This window comes from Arthrobacter sp. NPDC093125 (genome assembly GCF_044754225.1).
Classification (GTDB): Bacteria; Actinomycetota; Actinomycetes; order Actinomycetales; family Micrococcaceae; genus Arthrobacter.
The window spans coordinates 1-25,302 of record NZ_JBIVOQ010000012.1 but is presented as its reverse complement, the minus strand read 5'-3'; the positions used below and the strand labels follow the sequence as shown (position 1 = coordinate 25,302).

General features: G+C 64.9%; 20 protein-coding genes. 12 read left to right on the top strand and 8 right to left on the bottom strand.

Annotated elements, in window-relative coordinates; genetic code table 11:
* Positions 1 to 14: 14 nt before the first annotated feature.
* The 5 genes from ACIP9X_RS17485 to solA form a co-directional block, all read right to left on the bottom strand.
* Complete coding sequence (locus ACIP9X_RS17485; RefSeq protein WP_400481024.1) at positions 15 to 1,148, bottom strand: FAD-dependent oxidoreductase; 1,134 nt, start codon at positions 1,146 to 1,148, stop codon at positions 15 to 17.
* A complete protein-coding gene (locus ACIP9X_RS17480; protein WP_400481023.1) occupies positions 1,141 to 1,842 on the bottom strand; it encodes a class I SAM-dependent methyltransferase in 702 nt (233 codons plus the stop codon). Before ACIP9X_RS17480 ends, ACIP9X_RS17485 begins: the two co-directional genes overlap by 8 nt.
* Before the next feature lie 6 nt (positions 1,843 to 1,848).
* Complete coding sequence (locus ACIP9X_RS17475) at positions 1,849 to 3,054, bottom strand: type III polyketide synthase (RefSeq protein WP_400481022.1); 1,206 nt, start codon at positions 3,052 to 3,054, stop codon at positions 1,849 to 1,851.
* A gap of 693 nt (positions 3,055 to 3,747) precedes the next feature.
* Positions 3,748 to 4,422, bottom strand: coding sequence for a haloacid dehalogenase type II (locus tag ACIP9X_RS17470; RefSeq protein ID WP_400481021.1), 675 nt, complete (start codon positions 4,420 to 4,422; stop codon positions 3,748 to 3,750).
* 96 nt (positions 4,423 to 4,518) lie between these two features.
* On the bottom strand, positions 4,519 to 5,703 hold the full coding sequence (solA, locus tag ACIP9X_RS17465) for an N-methyl-L-tryptophan oxidase (protein WP_400481020.1): 1,185 nt from the start codon (positions 5,701 to 5,703) through the stop codon (positions 4,519 to 4,521).
* A gap of 168 nt (positions 5,704 to 5,871) precedes the next feature.
* On the opposite strand from solA, the gene ACIP9X_RS17460 reads away from it, so the two are divergent.
* From ACIP9X_RS17460 to ACIP9X_RS17435, 6 genes are all read left to right on the top strand, one after another.
* A complete protein-coding gene (locus ACIP9X_RS17460; protein WP_400481019.1) occupies positions 5,872 to 6,774 on the top strand; it encodes a LysR substrate-binding domain-containing protein in 903 nt (300 codons plus the stop codon).
* A 337-nt stretch (positions 6,775 to 7,111) separates the two neighbouring features.
* On the top strand, positions 7,112 to 7,924 hold the full coding sequence (locus ACIP9X_RS17455) for an aspartate/glutamate racemase family protein (RefSeq protein ID WP_400481018.1): 813 nt from the start codon (positions 7,112 to 7,114) through the stop codon (positions 7,922 to 7,924).
* 48 nt (positions 7,925 to 7,972) lie between these two features.
* On the top strand, positions 7,973 to 9,259 hold the full coding sequence (gene otnK / locus ACIP9X_RS17450; protein ID WP_400481017.1) for a 3-oxo-tetronate kinase: 1,287 nt from the start codon (positions 7,973 to 7,975) through the stop codon (positions 9,257 to 9,259).
* Positions 9,241 to 9,885, top strand: a complete 645-nt coding sequence (gene otnC / locus ACIP9X_RS17445) for a 3-oxo-tetronate 4-phosphate decarboxylase (protein ID WP_400481016.1) — start codon at positions 9,241 to 9,243, stop codon at positions 9,883 to 9,885. Before otnK ends, otnC begins: the two co-directional genes overlap by 19 nt.
* Before the next feature lie 168 nt (positions 9,886 to 10,053).
* Positions 10,054 to 10,611 carry a hypothetical protein gene (locus ACIP9X_RS17440; RefSeq protein WP_400481015.1) on the top strand — a complete coding sequence of 186 codons (558 nt, stop codon included), beginning with the start codon at positions 10,054 to 10,056 and terminating at the stop codon, positions 10,609 to 10,611.
* The gene (locus ACIP9X_RS17435; RefSeq protein ID WP_400481014.1) at positions 10,608 to 13,517 is read left to right on the top strand and encodes an ATP-binding cassette domain-containing protein; all 2,910 of its coding nucleotides are present in this window, start codon (positions 10,608 to 10,610) and stop codon (positions 13,515 to 13,517) included. Before ACIP9X_RS17440 ends, ACIP9X_RS17435 begins: the two co-directional genes overlap by 4 nt.
* On the opposite strand, the gene metH is transcribed toward ACIP9X_RS17435, so the two are convergent.
* A complete protein-coding gene (gene metH, locus ACIP9X_RS17430; RefSeq protein WP_400481013.1) occupies positions 13,507 to 17,160 on the bottom strand; it encodes a methionine synthase in 3,654 nt (1,217 codons plus the stop codon). The two genes, ACIP9X_RS17435 and metH, sit on opposite strands and share 11 nt — an antisense overlap.
* 101 nt (positions 17,161 to 17,261) lie before the next feature.
* Entirely contained in the window at positions 17,262 to 18,224 is a 963-nt protein-coding gene (locus ACIP9X_RS17425) for a lipid kinase (RefSeq protein ID WP_400481012.1), read from the bottom strand.
* 103 nt (positions 18,225 to 18,327) lie between these two features.
* Here ACIP9X_RS17425 and ACIP9X_RS17420 point away from each other — a divergent pair, with 103 nt between their 5' ends.
* Entirely contained in the window at positions 18,328 to 19,839 is a 1,512-nt protein-coding gene (locus ACIP9X_RS17420) for an MFS transporter (RefSeq protein WP_400481011.1), read from the top strand.
* 30 nt (positions 19,840 to 19,869) lie between these two features.
* Here the strand turns inward: ACIP9X_RS17420 and ACIP9X_RS17415 are convergent, their stop codons facing one another.
* A complete protein-coding gene (locus tag ACIP9X_RS17415) occupies positions 19,870 to 20,502 on the bottom strand; it encodes a dihydrofolate reductase family protein (protein ID WP_400481010.1) in 633 nt (210 codons plus the stop codon).
* Positions 20,503 to 20,649: 147 nt separating this feature from the next.
* On the opposite strand from ACIP9X_RS17415, the gene ACIP9X_RS17410 reads away from it, so the two are divergent.
* The 5 genes from ACIP9X_RS17410 to ACIP9X_RS17390 form a co-directional block, all read left to right on the top strand.
* The gene (locus ACIP9X_RS17410) at positions 20,650 to 21,414 is read left to right on the top strand and encodes an MBL fold metallo-hydrolase (RefSeq protein ID WP_400481009.1); all 765 of its coding nucleotides are present in this window, start codon (positions 20,650 to 20,652) and stop codon (positions 21,412 to 21,414) included.
* A gap of 17 nt (positions 21,415 to 21,431) precedes the next feature.
* A complete protein-coding gene (arr, locus tag ACIP9X_RS17405; protein ID WP_400481008.1) occupies positions 21,432 to 21,857 on the top strand; it encodes an NAD(+)--rifampin ADP-ribosyltransferase in 426 nt (141 codons plus the stop codon).
* A 255-nt stretch (positions 21,858 to 22,112) separates the two neighbouring features.
* On the top strand, positions 22,113 to 23,711 hold the full coding sequence (locus tag ACIP9X_RS17400; RefSeq protein WP_400481007.1) for a PucR family transcriptional regulator: 1,599 nt from the start codon (positions 22,113 to 22,115) through the stop codon (positions 23,709 to 23,711).
* The gene (locus ACIP9X_RS17395) at positions 23,708 to 24,640 is read left to right on the top strand and encodes a glutaminase (RefSeq protein WP_400481006.1); all 933 of its coding nucleotides are present in this window, start codon (positions 23,708 to 23,710) and stop codon (positions 24,638 to 24,640) included. Before ACIP9X_RS17400 ends, ACIP9X_RS17395 begins: the two co-directional genes overlap by 4 nt.
* A 93-nt stretch (positions 24,641 to 24,733) precedes the next feature.
* The coding region (locus ACIP9X_RS17390; RefSeq protein WP_400481005.1) for an amino acid permease at positions 24,734 to 25,302 on the top strand (569 nt) is incomplete at its 3' end.

The following is a 25,302-nucleotide window of genomic DNA, read 5'->3' as shown; positions in this document are numbered from 1 at the left end:
CCAGCCTAATGGGGTCACTGCATGGTGAAGCGCCGGGCGATCAGGGTGTTGAGCGCCGGAACGGCCGCGATCCGTGCCACCGCCCCGTTCCTCAGCCGCAGCGGACGGCAGGAAAGCGGCCTGCCGAGCGCCATGTTGATCTCGGCCTGGCGCCTTGCCCTGCCGGCTGCCCGCCGGCGTGAAGCGTCAAAGCAGCGGAGCCCGGCTGCCACTGGCCTGCCCTGCAGGGCGTCCAGGATGAGGGGCTGCAGGGCTGCCGCGTCCAGCCAGCCGAGGTTCATGCCCTGGCCGCCGATGGGGCTGATCTCATGGGCCGCGTCGCCGATGAGCGCCGTCCGTCCGGCAACCATCCGGGCTGCCAGGCGGGAACGGACGCCGAAGCTGCTGAGCATGCTGTTGCCGCCCGCATCAACAGCGATGCCGGTCCGCTCACGGACCAGCCCGGCCAGCACGTGCGCGTCGGGATTAACCGGCGGGTCGGGCAGCCTGACCACCCAGCGCCGCACAGCGCCTGGCAGGGGAAAGGATTCGACGATCCCGCCGGCTTCGAGAAACAAGGCGGCATCCTGGCCGTACGCGGTGGATTCCGGAAAGTCACCCATCAGGTAGTGCTCCGGGTACCGCTTCGCGGCCGCCGGTACCCCCAGCAGCTGCCTCACAGTGGAATTGGCGCCGTCGGCACCCACGGCAATCAGTCCCGCAAACCTTCGCCGGGCGCCACCCACGGCGGCGTCCACGGTGACCCGGGCGCCGTCGTCGTGCATGTCCGTGACCTCGGCCCCGCGCAGCAGGGCACTGCCGTCCAGCTCCAGCACGCGTGCTTCCAGTACCGCCTCGGTGACGGGCTGGGGAACGGCCAGGACAAACGGGTAGCGTTCGGAGACAGGGGCGAACGGCATGTTGGCGATGTCCCGGCCGGCCCAGACGGCGTGGCCGTGCCGGATGCGGATGCCCCGGTCAATCAGTGGATCGGCTGCGCCGATGCGGTCCAGCGCGGCCAGCGCCGGGGGGTGGATGCCGATGGCCCTCGTGTGCGCGCTTCTTGCGGTGCGGCGTTCCAGGATCCGGACGGTGACGCCGTTCTGCAGCAGCAGTGCGCCGAGGTACAGCCCGACGGGTCCGGCGCCGACAATGAGGACGTCAGTCACTGTCACCGTCCGGGCGGTGGCTGAGCAGGCAGTGGAAGGGTGAGTGGGGTTCTGCTGTCCAGCCGGGGGGCACGACGGCGGCCAGTTCAGCAACGGTGTAACTGCGCCTGATGGAGGTCAGGCCGTCCCTGCGGATGTACGAGCCTGTCAGGGGCAAGGCCCCGGCGGCGAACAGCGCGTAGGCGAGGCCGCTGCGGCGCAGGTCGTTGTGCAGGGACAGGCGCCGGGTGAGCTGGGCGGAATCGTTGAGCAGTCCCTGCAGCTCCGCGGCGTCCAGGTGGTGCAGCACATGGTTGGAGATCGTGAAGTCGAAGGTGGCGCCCTCCGAGACGAGCTCGGCGCTCATCGCCTGGCGGAACGCCACCCGCGACACCGGCGGCCTGCCGGCGGCGAAGCGGTAGGCGCGCGGATCCGGATCGATGCCGGTGATGTCCAGCTGCAGTCCGTCCCGGACAGCCCACCCGGCGAGCATCAGCGCCAGGTCTCCGCCGCCGCAGCCGATGTCCAGCAGCGTTGCAGGCGCTGACGGCGACAGCAGCGGCCGGAGCCTGCTGCGGTAAAGGCCGCGCCAGCCGGAGATCGTGCGGTTGACCAGCGCGAACTGCCGGTACGTGCGGTCGAGGCGTTGCGGATCGCAGTCCGGCCTGTCCATGTCCTCGACGGCGTCGACCAGGCGGGGGCCCAGCAGTGTCATGGCTGCTCAGGCCAGGGAGGACTCGGACTCGTCGGCCGTCCGATCGCGTGTGGTCGGCTGGCTGATCTTGGTGAACAGGCCCGTCTCCACCGTCAGGCCAGGCCCGAAGGCCATGGAACAGATGCGTTCGCCGCTGCTGTCCTGGGCGCTTTGCTGGGGGCCTGCCTGCTGCGGCAGGTCCAAAATGTGTTTGAGGACGAAGAGCACTGTGGCGCTGCTCATGTTGCCATAGTTCCTGAGGGTTTCGCGGGCGGGCACCAGCTGCTCATCGGTGAGGTCCAGCCGGGACTGCACCTTGTCCAGGATGCTGCGGCCGCCCGGGTGGATGGCCCAGTGGGTGATGTCGCGGTAGGGGAGTTGCCGCAGGGAGGCGTCACGGGCCAGGAGGGGTTCCAAGGCGCCGACGATGTGATCGTCAATGATGTGCGGAACGTAGTTGCCCAGGACCATCTCGAAGCCTTCGTCGCCGATGTTCCATGCCATGGAGTCCTCACCGACGGGTGTCAGGACGGTTTCGAAGTGGTCCAGCTGCAGGAGCGCCGATGATTCGGGTACTTCACGCGCGGTCACGACGGCGGCAGCGGCGCCGTCCGCAAAGAGGGCCGAGCCCATGATGGTGTCGGGGTCGTTGGAGGTGCGGACGTGCAGGGAGCACAGTTCGGCGCAGACCACGAGAACCACGGCCTGGGGGTCGGCTTCGCAGAAGGATTTGGCTGCCCGGAGCGCAGGGAACGCCGCGTAGCAGCCCATGAACCCGAGGTGGTAGCGCTGTACCGCCGGGTTGAGCCCGAGTGCGCGGACGATCTTGTAGTCCGGGCCCGGGTTGAAAAAGCCGGTGCAGGAGACGGTGATGAGATGAGTTATGTCAAGTGGATCGATACCGGGACAGTTGGAGACGGCGGAAGATGCCGCTTCAATGAAGAGCTTGGTGGCTTCCCGGGCGAACAGGTCGTTGCGCGCCTTGGTGCTCGGGCTGCGCAGGAGTCCGGTGGCGGGATCGAAAAACTGCGGGTCCTCGGATCTAGACTCCATCGTCAGTTCGTCCACGGCGGTGTAGCGGGTATCGATGGCCGCAGAGTCGAAGCATGTGGAGACCAGCCGTGAGCCGAGCCTTGTGAGCCCTGGCTGGGCGCTGAACACGTCGCGTGCTTCCGTCTGGATGAGCACTGTGGGCGGAACTGCAGTTTCAAGAGCTCTCACGTAGACCGTCATTCGTTCATTCTTAACGAGAGCGCCTGTTAAGACAATGGATTGGTTAAGACAATGGATCGGCCGGGCGCCTCCGAACTCACAGCGCGAACGGACACTTGCGGCCCTGCCATCCGGGCCATAAGTGTCCGTTCGCGCTTTCTGGAAAACAAGCCCTGCAGCCCCTTCCACCAACTCTTCTAAAACGCCGATAATCCACATTATGTAAAGTAGTTCAAGACCGGTGCGTTTGAGGCCGGCTTCTCCTGCTCCCCTTCATCCCAAATGGGCCCCGTTGCCCTAAGTGTGAGCCCTCCACCGATCTGCGCATGGTTCATTCAGCCAATGCGATGTAACGGAGGTTCTGGCGATCGGTTCAGCGGGACGCGGTGCTCGGCTTCAGCGGCGCGCGTCTCCTTTATTCCAAGGATCGCGTGTTCGCCCAGCTTGACCCTCGTTTCCGAGACTGCGCTGAACCGGCAGTTCGACCGTTACGGCGAAGACCGGGGGCCTCTCCCCCGGCCTGCACTGAATTCCCCGTTGTCTCGATCCTGCAACAGACTAAAAATCAAGCACGCAGATTTCGTAGGGTCTGTCTCGCTGAGCAGGAACCTGCTGTCATTGCCGCGCAGGCGCAGCCACCCAGCCGCACTGTTGGAGCTGCTGCAACAGTGCGGCTGGGCAGAACGTCTGACGCTCTAGGATTTTGAACCGGGTTCAGAGGCCGAGGTGTTGGTTGAGCTCGTCCAGGGACTTCACGGTGGTGATGTCGTAGCCCTCGGCGAAGGGTTCAGCGCCGCGGTCCAGCATCACAAGGTCGCGGAAGCCCATGTTGTGCATCGGGATGTGGTCGTACAGGGGGTGCGAGGAGACATGCAGGAAGTCCTCCGGGGTCGCATTGAGCTGGTCCAGCATGTACTCAAACGCCTGCAGGCGCGGCTTGTAGGCCCGGGCCTGCTCAGCGGTAAATACTGCCTGCCACTCTGCACCGAGCTTGGGAATGCTGATGTCCAGGAAGCTGTTGTCCGCGTTGGACAGAGCCACCAGCTTGTAGTTGTCGCCCATGAGCTTCAGCGCAGCCGGGACGTCCTCGTGGGCAACGGAGTTGCGTACAGCCTCAGCGAGCTCTGCGCCGGCACCGGGGGTCGGCCCAATGCCAAACCGCTTGCATGCGCGGTCAAAGGCACTCTGAAGGATCTGCTCGTAGGGCTTGTACTCCCCGTTGACCTCGTCGAACCGGTACCCGCGGAAAACTTTCTTGAAGGCCAGCCACTGCTCTTCCGGGATGCGGCCATCGAGCAGGCGCTGTGTGGTGGGATAAATGTTGAAGTTGATCAGCGTGCCGTAGACATCATAAGAGATGTACTTCGGCCGGAAGTTCGTGTTTGCCATGATTAATCCGTTCCTTGTTATGTGTATTTTTCTAGGGGCTGTAGATTTCAAACAATGGCGATAGGTAGCGGGTCACCTTTGTTGAATGACTGATACTTAGCTCAGAGCCAATGTCGTGAGTCGCGTGTCTGGTCCGAGGAACCTGGCAGGGTTCATGAAACTGACGTCGGTGGCCGTTGTTCCGTCCAGCACGAGGTCGGCGGCAATAGCTCCCAGTGCAGAAGCCATCTTGAAGCCGTGGCCGGAGAAGCCGGCCGCCACGACGACGCCTTCCATTCCGGGCACTGTGCCGAACAGCCCGGTCGCGTCAGGTAAATGACCGTCCGCACACACGGCAACCCGTAGCGGCTCTGGAATCAGTCCCGGAATGAATTCCCGGACCCATGCCCGGATGGTGTCCAAGTGCTTAGGGTCCCAGGTAGGAGGCTTCTCCATGGATTCAACCTCATCCAGAAATATGCTCGCGACGACTTTCACCGTCCAACCGTCAGCACTCGGGAATCCGTAGAACTGGGCTTTGTCCGGCCTCCCGTCTTCCTCCGCCCTCCTGAGGAAGACCGCCATGTCTTCCCTGCAGAATACTGCTGGGTCCGCGGCCGGGAACCAAGTAAGGATCTGTGGCAGAACGGAAAGGTGAACACCGAGTTCCTTACAGACTGCTCCCGCACCGTTGCCCTGCGAGACGATCACCCGGGAGGCAATGATTTCTTCTTGATCGGTCCGGACGATGTACCGGTCACCGTACGGCTCAACGCTGTGCGCTTTCCGGTTTCCCAGGAACTGAGCACCAAGGCGGGTGGCTTCTGCCAGGGCGGCCGTTACGGCCTTCTCTGACTTCAAGTAGCCTCCCTCAGGATCAAGGATCGTTACATCCGTGTCCCTGATCACATGTTCGGGATACTTTGCCCTGGCTTCGTCGCCCCGGAGAAACTCGTAGTCGAGGCCATTGTCTTTGCCTGCTGCAAGGAGGGCTGCCAATCGCGGATTGTGCTCGTCATAGATCGTGACGGCGCCTGTAGCGTTGAGCAGCTGGGTGCCGGTGACTTTCTCCAGATCACGCCAGAGGTCCTGCGACCTCTGCAAGATGGGCGTGTAATGCCCTCCTTCCGCGTATACCTTGCGGAAAATGCGCGATTCCCCGGCGTAGGCAGAAAAGGGGCCGGGGATCGAAAACCTGTCTACTCCAATGACCCTCTGACCACGGGAGGCGAGCTGCCAGCTCGCCATGCTTCCTACCGAGCCGACACCGACGATTACAACGTCGGTTTCGAGTGCAGTCATGTTTCTACCTTGCCTTCCCTTATTGCACGCCGTCGTCCCGATTCCGGGCTGCTCCTGAAGGGCAATGCCTTCGGCGGTGCTTCCAGTCAGACCAGCGTAAGCGACAAGAAGACGCGGATTAAGGGCCCATGAGACAATGCATTGTTTCCAAGAACGAAAGAAGCAGAGATGGACCTTACATCGATCGACGATTTGGAGTTTTTTGAACAAATCTCCCGTTCCCAGAGCCTTACTGCAGCGGCCAGGAACTGGGGAAAGTCGGTGTCAGCGGTAAGCAAACGCCTTGCCGGGCTTGAGTCGCGGCTGGGGGTACCCCTGGTCCGGCGCAGCACCCGTCGGCTGACCCTCACCGAAGAGGGGCAGCGCTATGCGACAGGCGCCGTGGCCATCCTGCAGCAGAAAACTGATCTCGAAGAAGCCTTGTCCGTGCAGCATGGTGAGCTCAAGGGACGCATTAGTGTGCATTCGAGCCTGGGGATCGGCCGTAAGCACATTGCGCCGCTGTTAGGGGAATTCGTCCGGCAGCACCCGTTGATCCAGATAGACCTGGAGCTCTCCCCGCTGCCTTTGAATATCTCGGGTACGAGTTTCGATATCGCCATCCGGGTCGGAGGACTGTCGGACTCCAGGCTCAAGGCAAAACTCCTGGCACGGAACCGGAGGATTGTGTGTGCGGCGCCCAGCTACATAGACAGCGCCCCGCCGCTGCGGACCGTCAGGGACCTGGAACAGCACAACTGCATCGTCCTGCGTGAAAACAGCGCCGACTACTCACTGTGGCGTTTTGGCGAGAAGGAGCAGGAGTACGTCGACGTCAGGGGCAGCATGATCAGCGACGACGGGGATGTAGTGACCGACTGGTGCATCAAGGGCCTCGGCTTGATCATGCGCTCCACGTGGCACGTCAACCCGCTGATCCGGCAGGGTGCTCTTCAGCAGGTCCTTCCAGACGTCCCGACACCCAGCGCTGACATTTTTGCTCTCTACCCCGCCATGGACAGGACACCCCGCAGGATCGCCGCGGCCATTGAGCATCTTCGCCAGGGGCTTGCGGCGAGGATAGGTTCCTAGTGAATGCCAGGACCGCACCCCAGTAGCAGGTGCGGCCCTCCTGCCTTCTGAAAGAGAGCCCGGGACAGCTGCCGCTGTCCCGGGCTCTCTGGTTCCCGTCCCGCTCAGAATCTGGCAGATCTCGTCGTAGCCGGGCCGGGTGCTCTTGAATTCCCCCGGAGCTAACTCCCACAGATGCCCGTTTTGAAGTCGTTGCTGGCCCGCCCTTGTCGGGAGTAAGGTTCCATATCCTGCTTCTCTCGTTTCCGGAAACAATGCGTTGTCCCATGCGCCCTTAATCAACGTCTTCTTGTCTCATACGCTGGTCTGACTGGAAGCACAGCCAAAGGTATTGCCCTTGAGAGGCAAACCCGGAATCGGGACGACGGCGTTCAACAAGGGAAAGACAACCATGACCAATATCCAGCGCATCGACCTCGCCCCAGCACGGGCGGCAGGCGTTGCAGCGCCCCTTCCGGCAGCAGGACTGAACTTGAACCACACTCCGGTGCTTGCAATGCTGCACACGGTCCCCGGCCTTGTAACAGACATGGAAACCCTGGCCTCGGACATGGTTCCCGGGCTCCGTGTCCTGCACTACGTGGACGAGTCCTTGCTCCAAGACACCATTGCCAAGGGAACAACGCCGGGACATGTTCGCCGGCGGCTGGTCAACTACGCCCGCTACGCCGAGGAATCAGGTGCCGAGGCATTGTTGGTGAGCTGCTCCTCCATTGGCGAAGCGGCAACCGCCGCCCGGGACTTTGTCTCCATTCCTGTCCTGCGCATCGACACCCCAATGGCCGAAGTCGCCGTAGCATCCGGCGACAGGATCGGCGTGCTCGCGACCCTGTCTGCGACCCTTGGACCAACCACACGGCTCGTCCAAGACTCCGCCAAAAGGCAGAACAAAAAGCCCATCATCACCGCCAGAATAGTCGACGGCGCTTTCGACGCCCTGCGCGCAGGCAACCGGGAGATGCATGACAGCTTAGTTCTCACCGCTTTCTCAGGACTGGCAGCGGAGTGCGACGTCGTCGTTCTCGCACAAGCGTCCATGGCGCGGGTCATTGAGCACACGCAGGGCCAGACCGGAGGACCGACGGTCCTGGCTTCCCCCGACTCCGGAATGACCCAGCTCAGCACTGTTTTCCCCTCCAAAGACTCATAACCCTCCAAAGACTCATAAATAGAGTCCCTACCCGAGAAAGATCCGGCCATGACAAAGACTCAGACGAAAGCCAATTTTCCATGGCTGGGAGTTATCGCCGACGATTACACGGGCGCCTCCGATGTGGCCGGCACCCTCGTGGACGCTGGGATGCGGGTAGTGCAGACCTTCGGCATACCTGACCCATCGAGGCAGCTGCACGACGTTGACTGCATAGTTGTTTCCCTAAAGACCCGCAGCGTGCCTGCGCCAGAGGCTGTAGAAGAGTCCCTGGCGGCGGCACGGACCCTCAAATCCCTTGGCGTCCAGCAGCTCTACTTCAAGTACTGCTCCACGTTCGACTCCACCCCGGAAGGCAACATCGGCCCTGTGGCCGACGCCCTGCGCAAAGAGTTCGTCCCTGCCGGCCAGCTCACAGTCGTCGCTCCCGGAACCCCTGCACTCCGTCGGACCGTATACAACGGTGTGCTGTTCGCAGGAACCCACCTGTTGCAGGAATCATCCATGCGCCACCACCCGCTGACCCCGATGTCCGATTCGAACGTGCCAAGGCTGCTCCAGGCCCAAACCAAAACCCTCGTGGGCCACATCGGCTACAGCGCAATAGAAGCCGGTGCGGCCGCAGTTCAATCGCTGTTCCAGAACCTGAGCGCTGAGGCTACCGGGTACGCCGTCGTCGACACACTCACTGACCGCCACCTCGCAGTGCTGGGCGCTGCAGTGCTCGATCACCCGCTCGTCACCGGCGGATCAGGACTGGTCGGAGGGCTGGCAGCCAGCCACGGGTCCCGCTTCCAACGAGAACCGGCGCACGACGCACGGCCAACGGGCCCGGCCGCGGTCGTCGCTGGCAGCTGCTCGGAGATGACGAGGATGCAAATCGACGCGTTCCGCCAGTCCCGCCCCTGCTTCCTCGTCGACCCCGTCGCCATCGCAGAAGGACGCGATGTGGTCGCCGAAGCGCTGCTGTTCGCGCGGGAAAATCTTGCGGACGGCCCGATCCTGATCCATTCCACTGCTTCCCCGCAGGAAGTCTCGAGAGCACAAAAGAAACTAGGTCGAGCTCAGGCCGCGGAAATAACCGAAGATAGCCTTTCCACGATCGCCGAAGGGCTCGTCGGGCTAGGCTGCCGACAACTTATCGTCGCCGGCGGAGAAACCTCCGGCGCTGTCGTCCGCAGGCTGGGCATCACCACAGCCCATGTCGGCAGAGAAGTCTCCCCCGGCGTGCCGTGGCTGAAAACGGAAACCGACCCCGGGCTGTCTATCCTGCTCAAATCCGGAAACCTCGGAAAGCCGGGACTCTTCCTTGACGCATGGGACCACAACCGGTGAGCGACGTGGACAACCGCAACGAACTCGTCCGACTGGCCAGGTCCCTGCACCAAAGAGGTCTAACCAGGGGAACCTCCGGAAACCTCAGCCTGCGAGTGAAAGGCGGAATGCTGGTCACCCCCACCAACGCCTCCTTGGGTGAACTCACAACAGAGGATCTGTCAATGGTCGCCGAAACCGGCAGGCACCTGTCCGGCGCCCGCCCGTCCAAAGAGGCATTCCTGCACCTGGCCATGTACCGGGCGAGGCCGCAGGACCATGCGGCAGTCCATCTGCATTCCACCTACGCCACCGCTCTTTCATGCCTGGACGACCTGGACGACGGTGACGTTCTGCCACCCTTGACTGCCTACTTCGTGATGAGGGTCGGACGTCTGGTCCGGTTGCCATATTTCGCACCCGGAGACCAAGGCTTGGCCGAGGCTGCCCAAAAAGCCGCAGCATCGACCCGGGGCCTGCTGCTGGCGAACCACGGACCGATCGTTTCCGCGCCGTCCCTCGCACAGGCTGTGGATGCTGTTGAGGAAGTAGAAGAAACAGCACGGCTGTTCTTTCTCCTCCAGGGCCGCGCGACGCGCCCCCTCCAGCCTGCCCAGGTCGCCCAGCTCTCAGCAAGCCGCACTTAGGCCGATGTCATGCATGACGTCGCCTCCACCAGAATGACCCTGGTCTTTTGTCCACGCGAAATGGGCTTCGCCCGAGAGTCCGATGGCTCCGTCTTCATGAACGGGCCCCTAACGTCACACAACGCGACGGCATCCGCATCCGGGCAAACTACGCCCTACCCTTGACAGGTGACATTGACTAAGATTCGCACCGCCGCCGCGAGCTCCCTCGCCGCCGCAGGTCTCCTGTTTACTCTCGCCGCCTGTTCCGCGCCGGCCACCACCCAGCAAACTACCTCCGCACCGCCTTCCCCGGCAACGGCTTCATCCAGCGCCGCCGCGGAGCCCTGCGCCGGTGTGAAGGTCATCATCGATTCGGGCGCCCTGAAGCAGGCCGCCGCTGATGCGTCCGTTTGCGTCCCTGTGGACGCGCCGACTCTCGCTTCCAAGGTGCTCGAGGAGGCAAAGGTGAAAACCGAGGGCACTGCAGCGTATCCCAAGGAACTGGTGTGCCGTGTGAACGGTGTGCCCGCCGCAGACTTCGACATCGCCCACAAGGGCGGCACCTACCGGGAAGAATGCAAGAAGATGCCCGCCGCCTTTGCCTACTGGGCGCTCTGGGTTAAGCCGGCCTCCGGTGCCTGGGCATACGCGCAGGAAGGCCTCGCCACCCTGAAGGTGAGCCCGGGACAGAGCCTGGAACTGCTCTTCACGGTCGACGGCGCACCGGCCGCCCCCGCGGCGTGACCTTTCGACCCGCGCCGTTACGCGCAGGGGCGGCTCTGGCCGTCGTCTTCATCGCGGCGCGGGTCATCTACCGCATCCTTTTCAACGGGGCGGGCACCGGCGGCCCGGTTCTGCTCAACCTACCGCCGGTGCTGCTGCCTCCCCCGTACGCACATGTGGTCCTCCTCGGTCCCGTGACGGCCTCCGGCCTGTGGGAGGCGGTCCTGTCCGCCCTGCCGATTGCCGGGATGATCCTCGGTTTCGGCATTCTCAACGCTTGGGTGGACGTGGCCCGCGGCTTCGTGCACCTGGCCCGCGGCGGCCCCATGCAGGGCGTAGCCCGGATGCTTGTGGTGGCTTGGGCGGCGCTCCCGGCGCTCTCCGACGCCGTGAACTCCGTGCGCCTGGCTTTTCGGTTGCGGGGCGAACGCTTCGGACCCCGTGCCCTTGTCCCCGTGCTCGAGCGCACCCTCGAGCACGCGGGCCGGGTCGCCGCGGCCCTGGAGCTGCGCGGATTCGGGAGCCGGGCAGCACACCAACCCGGCCGCGGCACTGAAACACCGATTCTCGTCCGGGACGCACAATTCCGCATTGGTGACACCCGGGTGCGCGTCGCCGGGTTCGCGCCGTCGAACGGGTCAATGACGGTCATTACCGGGCCGACAGGCTCCGGCAAGTCCACGATCCTGCGGGGTATAGCTGGCCTCCTCTCCCACGTTGACGGTGGAGAAATTTGCGGCACTGTGCGCGTCGTCGGAGCGGACCGCGCCACCACGCCGCCACGCGATACAGCCCGCCTCATCGGCGTCGTATTGCAGAATCCCCGCGCCGCATTCGCCAGCACTCGGGTCCGGGACGAAATCTCCCTCGCACTTGAGTTGCGCGGCGTGGCCTCCGGTATAGCCAAGGCACGGGTGCTGGAGATCGCGGAGCATATCGGGGTCTCGGCGCTGCTGGACCGGAATGTCAGCACCCTCTCGGCGGGTGAGGCAACGCTTGTGGCCATCGCCGCTGCGGTGGTGGATCATCCGGTCCTGCTCCTGGTTGACGAGCCGCTGGCCGACCTCGATACCGCAGCACGCGGACGCGTCGTCGCCGTGCTCAACGCCCTCGCCCGGGAAGCGGGTGTGTGCGTCGTCGTGGCGGAGCACCGTGCCGAACCGCTGGTACGCGTTGCAGACTCGTGGTGGAACATCGACGACGGCGCCCTGGTGCCGGGTGTTGCGCCCGCACCTTCGCCCCCGGTCTTTGTCCGTCCGACGCCGGCCCAGCCGCCCGTGCTGCCGGTACAGCACGCCCCTGTGCTGACTGCGACAAACCTCGCGGTGCACCGCGACGGCAAGCCGCTGGTGCGCGCCGCGTCCCTGACCCTGCACCGCGGTGAAGTGGTCGCCCTGGTGGGGCCGAACGGTGCGGGGAAGTCGTCGCTCCTTGTGGCACTCGCCCTCGGTGAAGGCACATCCGGTGAAAGTACGGCCGACGGCGGCCGCATCGCCCTTGTCCCGGACGCCTCTGACGACCTCTTCACCAGGGATACCGTCGCAGCAGAGCTCCGCGCGGCAGAGCGACGCCAGGCGCGCGCTTGGCGTCGCGCAGAACAGAAAAACGCAGGCCGGCGCCGCACGGGCAGCGACCAGCTTCCCCCAAGGCCTGCGGACTCACGCCTTGCCCGTTTGCGGGGAGATGTTCGGATTCCCATTGGACACGAGCATCCCAGGGACCTCTCCGCAGGCGAACGGAGGATCCTTGCCATCGCGCTGCAGACCACGGACGACCCGCAGGTACTCCTGATCGATGAGCCGACCCGCGGACTCGATCCTGCGGCGCGCGCAGCAGTCTCGGCGGCACTGCGCGCCGCAGCAGACGCTGGTGCGGCGGTCCTGGTCGCCACCCACGACCTTGATTTTGCGCACGGCCTCGGCGCCCGGATCCTCCCGATGCGTGACGGCGTTGCCCCCTCATCCGGAACAGAAGCCGCCCCGGCCAGCGCCGCCACAGCACAAGGCCTCGCAACACCGCCCACCGCAGCACCACGGTTCATCGACCGGCGAACAGACATTCCCGCCGCGGAAAAAGCCCGCCGCATCCGGATGCCACGAGCTGCAGAGCTCGCAGTTCTCGCAGTTGCAAACCTCCTGGCTCTCGGTGCATTCTGCTGGCCCTTGCTCGCTGCAGCGTTCCCGGAGGATGCCGCCGCGGCCGTCCCCTACGCGGCGATGGCTATCGCACCCCTTGCAGTCATTGCCATCGTGGTCTCCCTCGACGGCTCGGTCCGCTCCGCACACACGCTGGCGCTGCTCGGCGTCCTGGCTGCCGTCGGCTCGGCGGTACGGGTGGCAAGCACCGGCGTCGGCGGCGTGGAGGCAGTCTTTATCCTGCTGATCCTGGCCGGCCGGGCCTTCGGCGCCCGTTTCGGCCTGCTCCTCGGCGCCGCCACTATCGCCGTCTCCAGTGCTTTGTGGAGCGGCATCGGCCCCTGGTCACCGTTCCAGATCTTCGCCTGCGCGTGGGTGGGCGCCGGGGCAGGCCTGCTCCCCCGACGCGTGCGGGGTAAAGCGGAGCTCTGGATGCTGTGCGGCTACGGCGTCGTGGCGTCCTACGTGTTCGGCCTGCTGACCAATCTGTGGTTCTGGCCCTTCGCAGTGGGCGCCGGCACCGGCATCTCTTACGTGCCCGGCGCGCCGCTGGGCACCAACCTGAGCAGCTTCCTGCTCTACTCTCTTTTGACGTCGACGGCGGGCTGGGACACCCTGCGTGCCGTCACCACGATCATCGGAATCACGGTGGTGGGGCGGGCGATCCTCGCCGCGCTGCGGCGGGTAAAGCCGGTCTCCAGCCCGGGCGGAAGCGCGAGTGGAAGCGCGGGCGGGCAAGCCGCCCGGGCTCAATCCTCCCGGGCCAGGGACCGGCGTCAACTCACACCTTGAAGTACTTCGCCTCCGGGTGGTGGAACACAAACGCGTCGGTGGACTGTTCGGGGTGCAGCATCAGCTCGTCGCTCAGGACCACGCCCATCCGCTCGGGGTGCAGCAGTTCCACCACCTTGCGGCGGTCCTCCATGTCAGGACATGCGGGGTATCCGAGCGAGAAGCGCGCACCGCGGTAGTCGAGCTTGAACAACCCGGCCTTGTCCTTCGGATCCTCGGCCGCGAAGCCCAGCTCCGAGCGAATGCGCGCGTGCCAGAACTCGGCAAGCGCCTCGGTGAGCTGCATGACCAGGCCGTTGAGCTCGTAGTAATCACGGTAGTGATTGCCCTTGAACAGCTCCGCGGTCACCTCATCGACATTCCCGCCGGCGGTGACCAGCTGCACCGGCAGGACGTCGATCTGCCCCGATTCGCGCGAACGCACAAAGTCCGAAAGGCACAGGTGCCGGTCGCGGCGCTGGCGCGGGAAGTCGAAACGCAGCCGCTCGGTGCCTATCGGACCGCCTGAACCGCCGTCGGGTGCGAGAAGTCCCGCGGTGCCGAGTACGCCGTCGGGATCCGTACCGTGGTGCAACACCACCACCTGCTCGCCCTCGGAGACCACCGGGAAATAGCCGTACGCGACCGAGGCGTCGAGCATTTGCTCGGCGAGGATGCGGTCCATCCAGTACCGCAGGCGCGGCCGGCCCTCACGCTCCACCAGTTCCTCATAGGAGGCGCCGTCCTCGCCGCGGCCGGGCTTGAGCCCCCACTGCCCCATGAAGGTGGCGCGCTCATCGAGGAACGCCGCGAAGTCGTGGAGTGCGACACCGCGCACGATGCGCGTGCCCCAGAATGGCGGCGCAGGCACGGGGTTATCGGAGGCCACGTCGGACCGCCCGGGCATCGCCTCCGGCTCGGTCAACGTGACCTTCGCACCCGTTCGATGGATCCGCTTCTTCAAAGCGGGGAGTCCGACGGCGTCCGGCGCCTCGCCCCGCGCGACGCGCACCAGCGGCTCCATCAGCGAAAGGCCTTCGAAGGCATCCTTCGCGTAACGCACCTCGCCGTCGAACTGGCCGGCCAGGTCCTGCTCGACGTAAGCACGGGTCAGGGCTGCGCCACCGAGGATCACCGGCCACTTCTTCCCAAGGCCACGCGACTGCAGTTCGGCCAGGTTCTCTTTCATCACCACGGTGGACTTCACCAGCAGCCCGGACATGCCAATGACGTCCGCGTTGTGTTCCTCGGCCGCAGCGATGATGTCGGCGATCGGCTGCTTGATGCCAAGGTTGATCACCTTGTAGCCGTTGTTGGTGAGGATGATGTCCACCAGGTTCTTGCCGATGTCGTGCACGTCGCCGCGCACGGTGGCGATCACCATGGTGCCCTTGCCCGAAGAATCCGACTTCTCCATGTGCGGCTCGAGCAGCGCAACCGCCGTCTTCATCACCTCGGCGGACTGCAGCACGAACGGCAGCTGCATTTCGCCGGCGCCAAATCGCTCGCCGACCACCTTCATGCCCTCGAGCAGCTGATCGTTGATGATGCCGAGCGGGGTCATGCCTTCGCTGCGGGCAAGGTCGAGGTCCTCCTCGAGGCCCTTGCCCTCGCCGTCGATGATGCGCCGCTGCAGGCGTTCGCCGGTGGGCAGCGCAGCAAGCTCCGCTGCGCGCTGGTCGCGCAGCGCCGCAGTGTCGACGCCGGCGAACATGTCCAGCATGCTCGCCAGCGGGTCGTACGTGGTGTTGCCATCGGCGTCGTATTCGCGGCGGTCCCAGACGAGGTCCAGCGCCACCCGGCGTTGCTCCTCCGGCAGCGAAGCGAGCGGCACGATCTTGGCAGCGTCAATGATGCCGCTGGACAGGCCAGCCTCCACGGCCTCGTGCAGGAACACCGAGTTCAGGACGATGCGCGCTGCCGGGTTCAGGCCGAAGGACACATTCGAGACGCCGAGCGTGGTGTGGATGCCGGGATACTTCGCGGTGATCTGGCGGATGGCCTCGATCGTTTCGATGCCGTCCCGGCGGGTCTCTTCCTGGCCGGTGGCGATAGGGAAAGTCAGGCAGTCGACGATGATGTCCTCTACGCGCATCCCCCATTCACCCACCAGGGCGTCGACGAGGCGCGAGGCGATCGCCACCTTGCCCTCGGTGGTGCGTGCCTGGCCGTGCTCGTCGATGGTCAGGGCGATCACGGCGGTGCCGTGTTCCTTCACGAGCGGCATGATGCGCGCGAAGCGGCTGTCCGGACCGTCGCCGTCCTCATAGTTGACGGAGTTGATGACCGGGCGCCCGCCGATGTGTTCGAGCCCGGCCTGCAGCACGGGCGGTTCGGTGGAGTCGATGACGAGCGGGAGCGTGGAGGCCGAAGCGAAACGTGAGACGACCTCCTTGATGTCCGCGACGCCGTCGCGCCCTACATAGTCAATGCACACATCGAGCAGGTGCGCGCCTACGCGGATCTGCTCGCGGGCAATATCGACGCAATCATCCCAGCGCTCTTCGAGCATCGCCTGCCGGAACGCCTTCGAACCGTTCGCGTTGGTGCGCTCACCGATGGCGAGGTAGGAGGACTCCTGGTCGAAATTTACATGCTGGTAGAGGGAGGCGATGCCTGCTTCCCGTTCGGTGGGAACGCGGCCGCCGCCGGGGGCGGAGCTGGTCCCGCCGCTGCCGCCGGACTCACTGCGGAAAGGCGCAAGGCGCTCGACGACGGCGGCCATGTGTTCCGGCGTCGTACCGCAACATCCACCCACCAGACCCAGACCGAACTCCCGTACGAACTGCTCGTGCGAGGTGGCGAGTTCGGTGGGCGACAGCGGATAGTGCGCGCCGTCGGCGGTGAGCACCGGCAGACCCGCATTGGGCATGCAGGCGATCGCCACGGAGGACTGCTTGGACAGGTGGCGCAGGTGCTCGCTCATCTCGTCGGGACCGGTGGCGCAGTTCAGGCCGATGGCGTCGACGCCGAGCGGCTCGAGAGCGGTGAGCGCCGCGCCGATTTCGGATCCCATCAGCATGGTTCCGGTGGTCTCGACGGTCACCTCGACGAAGATCGGGAGCCGGATGCCGCGGGCCACGATCGCCTGCTTGCAGCCGTTGACAGCGGCTTTAGTCTGCAGGAGGTCCTGGCTCGTCTCGATGAGGAATGCATCCGCTCCCCCGTCGATGAGCCCTCCGGCCTGCAGCGCGAACGTCTTCTTGAGGTAGTCGTAGCTGGTGTGCCCCAGGCTGGGGAGCTTTGTCCCCGGTCCCATCGAGCCGAGAACCCACCGCATCCGTCCGTCTACTGCCTCCGCAGCCTCCGCACGCTCGCGGGCGATCTCTGCGCCCTTCCGGGCGAGCTCTTCAATCCGGTGGTCAATGCCGTAGTCGGAGAGGTTTGACCAGTTCGCGCCGAAGGTGTTGGTTTCCACTGCATCGATTCCCACGGCGAAGTACGCGTCATGAATGTCCCCGATGACATCCGGCCGCGTGGCATTGAGGATCTCGTTACAGCCTTCCAGCCCCTGGAAATCGGCCTCGAGCGACAGTTCCCGGTCCTGCAACATGGTGCCCATCGCCCCATCGGCGATGACGACCCGATGGTTCACTGCATCCAGAAGCGATTGGGAACGAACGGGACGAGGGACAGAGTCGATATCGAGCGCAAAACGAGGCATGTGAACAGACTACGGCCGGGGCCCGTAACAGTGCCCCATGTTTCCATGTGCTACGACGGCGGGTGGTCGCCTTGTTGTCCATTACCGAGGCCAATCGATTATCAGCTGGACGGGCCCTCGCGAGGGGCACGCCGTCCGTCAAGCGATGCGCTGCTGCTGCTCTGCGGTACCACGACGTGCACGGCGTTGCGCTCGACGGTGAAGTCCGTCGGCGTGGCAGCGGCGATCTCGCCGTCGAGGTTCACCGACAGCCGCGGCTCGGTGACCAGCCGGACACGTCGGCTGGTCAGGTGGTGCACGCGCTCGTGCTCGACGAAGCTTCCGTCCCTGAGGGACCGCGCGATCTTCACGTGCTCCCGCAGCCCAGCCATTGCGATGGCGTAGACGTCAAGGGTGTGGTCGTCGATCCCCGCGGTCGGTGAGACCGTGTTGCCGCCGCCGTAGTGCCGGCCGTTGCCGATGGCGACCTGGAGCAGGTTCTCGAGCTCTATCGGCTGGTGGTCCCCGTCCGGGAACTCGAGACGGGCCTGGAATGGCTGGTGCCGGCGGTAGGCGCGCAGGGTGGCGATGCCGTACGCCAGCGGCCCGATGTACCGCTTCAGGCGGTGGTTGAGAGCCTCTGTGACGCCCACGGACAGGCCAACCGAGGCGACATTGAGGAAGGGCGCGCCGTTCGCCCTGCCGAGGTCGATGTCGACCACCTTCCCGTCTGCGACGGCAGCGCATGCCTCGGCGAGGTCTTTCCGTATATCAAGGGTGCGGGCGAGGTCGTTGGCGGTGCCCAGCGGAAGGATCCCGAGCGTGACGTCGGTGCCGGCAACCCTGCCGGCGGCGCAGCTCACCGTCCCGTCGCCACCGCCGACCACGATCAGGTCGTGCCCGTCCGCGACCACCCGGTCGAGCGTCCCAGCCAGCTCCGCTCCCGACAGAACGTGGTGCACCGAGGTAATCGGCACACCTGCCTTGTACAGCAAGTCCACAGCACGTTCGTGCGCGGCCCCGCCGCGGCGTGATCCGGCGTTAATCACCACGGCAGCAGAGCGCGCCTCTCGGGCAACCTTCATGCCGGACATGTTAGGTCCTCGACCTGAGAAGTCCCTGCAGGCCGCGTCAGCAACGAGGCCGCGACCGTGTTCACGCCGGCTGGTTGTCAGTACACTGGGACGCATGACCGAGCAGGAACCGGCCCTGCCAAGGGCCGCTGCGGCTTCGGGCGGCGGTGCTGACTTCCCTGAGGACACGTCTGTAACCTCGGGGACGGTCGGGGATGGTGACGCCACTGGCCTGGCGAATCCGGAGGCTATCGACACGTCCTTACGCAGTCCGGCGCAGCGGAACCGCACCTTCGCCGGGATCCTGGTGAACACCGCCGTCGCCAACATCACGACCAGCTACCTCTGGTTCGCCCTGACGTTTTGGGTGTATCTGGAGACACGCAATGTGATCGCCACGGGCGTGGTCGGCGGTGCGTACATGCTGTTAATCGCCCTTTCGAGCATCAGCTTCGGCACCTTCGTGGACCGCTACCGCAAGCTGACCGTAATGCGCTTCGCAGCAGCGTTCACTCTGGTGATGTTCGTGCTGTCCGGGGTCATGTTCCTGCTGACGCCAACCGACCGGCTGCTGGACCTGGGCCAGCCGTGGTTCTGGATCTTCACCCTGATCATCCTGGTCGGTGCGGTGGTGGAAAACATGCGCAACATCGCCCTCTCCACCACCGTCACCATACTCATCGAGCCGGACCGCCGGGCCAACGCCAACGGCATGGTGGGCATGGTGCAGGGACTGATGTTCATCGTCACCTCGCTGCTCTCCGGGTTGTCGGTCGGGCTGCTGGGTATGGGGTGGACGATCGTCGTCGCCCTGGTGCTTACAGCGCTCGCCTTCGCGCACCTGATCACCCTGCGCATGCCCGAGGAAGTGCGCGCGGCCGCCACAGACGCGCAGGGCAGCTTCGATCTGCGCGGCTCACTCGCTGCCGTGCTTGCCATTGCCGGGTTGTTCGCGCTCATCCTGTTTTCAACGTTCAACAACTTTATCGGCGGCGTCTACATGGCGCTGATGGATCCGTACGGCCTGGAAATGTTCTCCGTGGAGATGTGGGGGGCCGTCTTCGCGCTCGGCTCCACCGGGTTCATCGTGGGCGGCGCGCTGATCGGCAAATTCGGGCTCGGGAGCAACCCGCTGCGCACCATGCTTATCGCCGTGATCGTCATGGGGTTCCTCGGCGCGGTGTTCACGCTGCGGGAGTGGGCCTGGCTGTACGTCGCCGGCATCTGGCTGTACCTGGTCCTTATTCCTTTCGTGGAGGCCGCCGAGCAGACCGTCATCCAGCAAGTGGTTCCGCTGCCCCGCCAGGGCCGGGTCTTCGGATTCGCGATGGCGTTCGAGTCTGCGGCAGCGCCGATCACCGCGTTCCTCATCGCGCCGATCGCCCAATTCTGGATCATCCCGTACGCGCGGTCCGCTGAGGGCGCCGCACAGCTGGCCCCGCTGCTGGGCGAGGGCATTTCCCGGGGCATCGCCCTGGTATTCCTGATCGCCGGGATCATCATGATCGCCGCCGCGCTGCTGGCTTTCCTGACCCCGGTCTACCGCCGGGTCTCGGCATCATATGCGCGGTCGGCTGCAGAGGAGCCTGCTACGGTGCCAGCGCTCCCCCGTCCTGAGGATGAGTAAGAACGCGCTGCGTCCGTACCCGCGGCGGAGCTAGAACACGTCTTCGGGGTCGACAGTGGACGTCGCGTACTCCGGACGCCCGCGAGGGCGGTAAGTCTGGATCGTGATGCCCCGGGACGTGGTCCGCGAGCTGACCAGATCGAGCGCGATGTCCGGACCGGATTCGGGGAACAGCCGCGTCCCCTGGCCGACGATGACGGGATATGTAACCAGGTCGAGCTGGTCGACCAGGTCATTGGCCAGTAGCCATCGGACGAGGACGCCACTGCCCGGCACCAGCACATCGCCGTCGTGATGGGCCTTCAGATTACCGAGGGCCGTGGCGACGTCGCCGTGCAGGACAGTCGTCCCTGCCCACTGGGGGTCGGCAAGGCTGGTGGACACAACGTACTTGGGCCGGCTGTTCAGCGCCGCGGCTATCGGGTTCGTGCTCGGATCGGCCATCGCTCCCCAGTAGCCGGCGAAGATCTCGTACGTCCGCCGGCCAAAAAGGAACGCGGCCGCGCCGCCGTACACCCGGTTCAGATAGTCCCCGGCTTCAGCGTCGAGAAGTGGTATGGCCCATCCGCCGCGGTCGAAGCCGCCGGAGCGGTCCTCGTCAGGTCCGCCCAACCCCTGCATTACACCGTCCACCGAGACGTTGGTTGTGGTCGTCAACCTCATGTCGTGTCACCTCGTCGCCCAACGGCCGCAGACCTCTTCTCGATCCGCGCTGCTTGCTACAGACAAGCACACTTGCAGGAGCCGCGCGAGGGCGGGGCCGTCACCGACGCACAGCCGCTGCTCCGGAGCGGTGGCTAGGATGTGCATGTGAAGCATCCAACCCGCGGCTGGAAACTCTCCGCCAGCATCTCGCAACCTTCACCCGGGGTGCTTTTCGTCGAAGGACCGGCGTCGAATTGGCTCGTGGTCCGCGACGATAGCGGATTTATGCTGATCGACAGCGGCTATCCCGCGGACCGTCCCCTGGTCCTGGAGTCCATCCGGCATTTGGGGCTGCGGCCGGCTGACGCCCGGGCCATGCTCATCACGCACGGCCACGTCGACCACACCGGTTCAGCGGCCTACTTCTCGGAAGCTTATGGAACGCCCATCCTGTGTGCCCCCGAAGAATTGGACCACGTCCAAGGGAGGGAAAAGCACCAGGTCACGTTCGGCCAGGTCATCGTCCGCGCCTGGCGGCCCCGCGTCTTCCGCTGGATGATGCATGCCATCAGGGCGGGAGCGATCAAGGCGAAGCCGGCAACGCGCGCCCAGGCCTGGAGCACCGAGACGTTGAAGAACCTGCCCGGCAAGCCTGAAGCCGTCCTGCTGCCAGGGCATACACCTGGCAACGTCGCGATAGTTCTTCCGGACGCAGGAGCGATAGCGGTCGGTGACTCCTTTGTCACCGGCCATCCGCTGAGCCAGAAAGACGGACCACAGATGCTGCACCCTATGTACCACGCCGACCCTGCAGGGGCGCTGGCAGCAACCCGCCGCTTGGACGGCATCGACGCCTCGGTAGTGCTGCCGGGCCATGGCTCTGCTCTTCGTATGTCCCTGGCCGACGCTCTGGCAGCGCTGCGAAGCTAGGCCAGGTGTGCCAACTCATGGACCTCACCCATACTGCTGGCAGTACAGACTCCGGACCCTTTTACCACGGCACCAAAGCCGACCTGAACCCCGGGGACCTACTGCAGCCCGGCTACAGCTCCAACTATGGAGAGCGGAAGGAGGCGAACTTCCTGTACCTGACCGCGACCATGGATGCGGCCATTTGGGGAGCGGAATTGGCGGTGGGCCAGGGCCCCGGCAGGATCTACCGCGTGGAACCCACCGGCGCCATCGAGGACGACCCCAACCTGACCGACAAGAGATTCCCGGGGAACCCGACAAGGTCCTACCGCACGCGGCGGCCACTGCGGGTGGTCAGCGAGGTCCCCGACTGGGAGGGCCACCCTCCGCATGTACTCCAAGCCATGCTGGACCACCTCGAAGAGCTTAAGCGGCTTGGCGTCGAGGCCATCAACGACTGACCCCAGCGCCCGCACGTAGGAGGCATTGCTTCTGCCCACGGTCAGGCAGCACGTCAAGAGCCCCTCGCCGGCGGCCATGACTGTTGCCGTGCACTGCGCAAGGCTCACACTGGCTGAAGCACGACCTGCTTTAGACGGCAAACCAAAAACCTGCATACATGTTTGGATCCCGTCCTATATTTTGACCGATATCGGATCGCTACCATGAGGTGACCGGACAACGCCGTCCGGGTGGATCGAAGCAGAAGGAAACCCATGGCCGCGGTTACGGTGGACGATATCCTCTCGGATCTCCCTCTGGGGTTCGCCACCCTTATCCTGCGGCCCGCCCCCGACCGGTCGGTGATCGAACGGTTCCTGATCGTCGACGCCGATGATGAAACGTCCGACGCCGGTGCCGCCTTTGTCCTGCTGATCGGTGTCCGCGGGCGCTCGGCTTTGCCCGCGCTGCGTCGGCTCCTGAGGAACCCGCCGCCGGTCGTAGCCGTCAAGGGAAGCCGCGAAGAACTGACCGACGCCGAAGAGCTGCTGAGCGCCGCAGGATCCGGGCTGCTGCTGGTAGACCCCGCCGCCGACTGGGACAGGCTGTTGTCCATCGCCAAAGACCGGATCCAGCCGCGCAGCTATCAGAGCGAAGTGCTGACGCTGCTCGAAGAGGACCTGTTTGCCATTGCACAGACCACCGCCCGGCTGACCTCCAGCCACGTCGTCATCGAGGACGCCGCCAACAAGGTCCTCGCCTACTCCACGGTCTCCAACGACATCGACGAACTGCGCAAGGCGTCCATCCTTGCCCGGCGGGGACCGCGGAAATACGAACTGCTGCTCAAGGATCTCGGCGCCTACCGCGAACTGCACAGAACCAGGCTGCCCGTGCGGGTACCCGCCCGCCCGCAGGACGGCCTACGGGAACGCGTCGCCATCACGCTTTTTGCCGGGGAGCGGATCATGGGTTACATCTGGCTGCAGGAAACCGGGGACGGCTTCGGCGCGGACGTCGACTACGTGTTGACAGGATCCGCGGCCCGGGCTTCCGCCGAACTCATCCGCTATCGCAACCAGCAGTCCGTGCACATGCGCGAAGACCGTATTGCCCGGATCCTGTCGGGTCCCGCGGAGGCCGCCGCCAGTGCCCACAGCGGAAAGATCCCCGCAGACCGGCCCGCGGCGCTGATCCTGATCGGCATGTCCCAGACGGACTCCCAGGCTGATGACGCCGCACTGAAGCACGGCGAGCTCGCCAGCCTGGCGTCCATCCATGCCGCCGCTTTCAAGGCTTCGGCCGTCGTCGGTCAGTTCAGGGGTGACACCGCCGTCATCATCCCAGGCCTGCAGTCCGCCGCAGCGGAACCGGGGCTGCGCAGCATGGCCGAATCCATAGTCGGCGACGCAGCTAAGCATTTGGGCATCAGCCCTTTCGCCGCCGTCGGCCCGGTGGTCCCTGACCTGCTGGCCCTCCACTCCGTCACACCGATCACCGAGGCCCTGCTGGACTGTGCCGGGACATCCCGGGAGTCCTCAGTGGCCACGGTGCCGGATTTCGAGGGTGAAATCCTCTTCCGCGACGCCGTCCGGAGCTTTCTGTCATCCTCGTTCCGCCACCGCAGCCTGTCCGCCCTTTTGCACGACGACGGCGAACTCGCAGAAACCCTGCGTGTGTACTTCGATGCCTCGCTCGACGTTGCCGAGTGCGCCAAACGCATGGCACTGCACAAGAACACGGTCTACTACCGGATCAGCAAGGCCGCCCGGGTCACCGGACTGGACTTCGGCAACCCCCGCGATGGGCTGGTGGCCCTGCTGCATATCCATGAATGGGCCGATACCCATAAAGAACCACAAGGCAGGAAATGACCACAGCACTCGATGCGCCGCCCCTGGACCCGATACTCGATGACATCGTCCGCACCCACAGGCCGCAGAGGGAAGCCGGCTCAGTCCCGACCCACATTCCGTCCTTGGCAGCGGTCCCCTATAACAGGTTCGGGATAGCTGTCGCTACCGCATCCGGGGACGTCTTCACTTCAGGGGACGCCCATATTCCTTTCTCGATCCAAAGCATTTCCAAGGTGTTCACCCTCGCCATGGCCCTGCAGCGAGGCGGCACATCGTCGGTGTGGTCCCGGGTGCTGCGTGAGCCGTCGGGCACCGCCTTCAACTCCCTGGTCCAACTGGAAGTGGAACACGGCATCCCGCGGAACCCGTTCATCAACGCCGGGGCCTTAGTGGTCACCGACCACCTCATGGAGGAAACCCCCGACGCGGCCTCCGCGCTCCTGCGTTTCCTCGCCCGAGAGGCGGGCGGACCAGGGCCGTTCATCGACGAAGCAGCGGCGGCCAATGAGCTTTCCAACAGCAGCCGCAACCTGGCCCTTGCCCACTTCCTCAAAGACTTCCGCAATCTCCGGCAACCCGCCGAGTTCGTGGTGGAGAACTACGTGCGTCAGTGCTCCATCATGATGACCTGCGTGGAACTTGCCAGGGCCGGGCTCTTCCTCGCACGGGAGGGCCACGGAACCTCCGGGACTGTGCTGTCCCGGAACGAGGCGAAACGCATCGGCTCCATCATGCTGACCTGCGGCATGTACGACGCCGCCGGCGAATTCGCCTTCCGTGTGGGACTGCCCGGAAAAAGCGGCGTTGGCGGCGGCATCCTGGTCATCGTCCCCGGACACTGCGCAATCTGCGTCTGGAGCCCCCGCCTGGACGCCAAAGGCAACTCCCTGGCGGGCAGCGAGGCCCTCGCCGACCTGTCCGACCGCACCGGCTGGTCCGTTTTCTGACCTGCCCGGCTCTTCCCGCGCCACCCCGGACGGCTTCTTCCCCACTCACAGCTCTCCACCCAGTCCGATCTTTCCCGGATCGAAAGGAACACCATGCCTCACAACAACCCCAATGATGCGGTTGCTTTGCACCAGGCTGTCCCGCAGCAGGCACATGCTTCGGAAGCGGCATTGCACGCGGAGGATAAGGGCTATCACAAGAGCCTGAAGCCGCGGCAGATCCAGATGATCGCGATCGGCGGTGCCATCGGTACCGGCCTGTTCCTGGGTGCCGGCGGCCGCCTGAACGCCGCGGGCCCCTCCCTCGTCATCGCCTACGCAGTGTGCGGGTTCTTCGCGTTCCTGATCCTGCGCGCCCTGGGCGAACTCGTCCTGCACCGTCCTTCCTCGGGCTCGTTCGTCTCCTACGCCCGTGAGTTCTACGGCGAGAAGGCCGCGTTCGTCTCGGGCTGGTTCTACTGGATCAACTGGGCCACCACCACCATCGTGGACATCACCGCCGCGGCCCTCTACATGAACTTCTTCGGCAACTACGTCCCCTGGATGGCAGCGGTGCCGCAGTGGGCCTGGGCGCTGATCGCGCTCGTCGTCGTGCTGTGCCTGAACCTGGTCTCGGTGAAGGTCTTCGGTGAGATGGAGTTCTGGTTCGCACTGATCAAGGT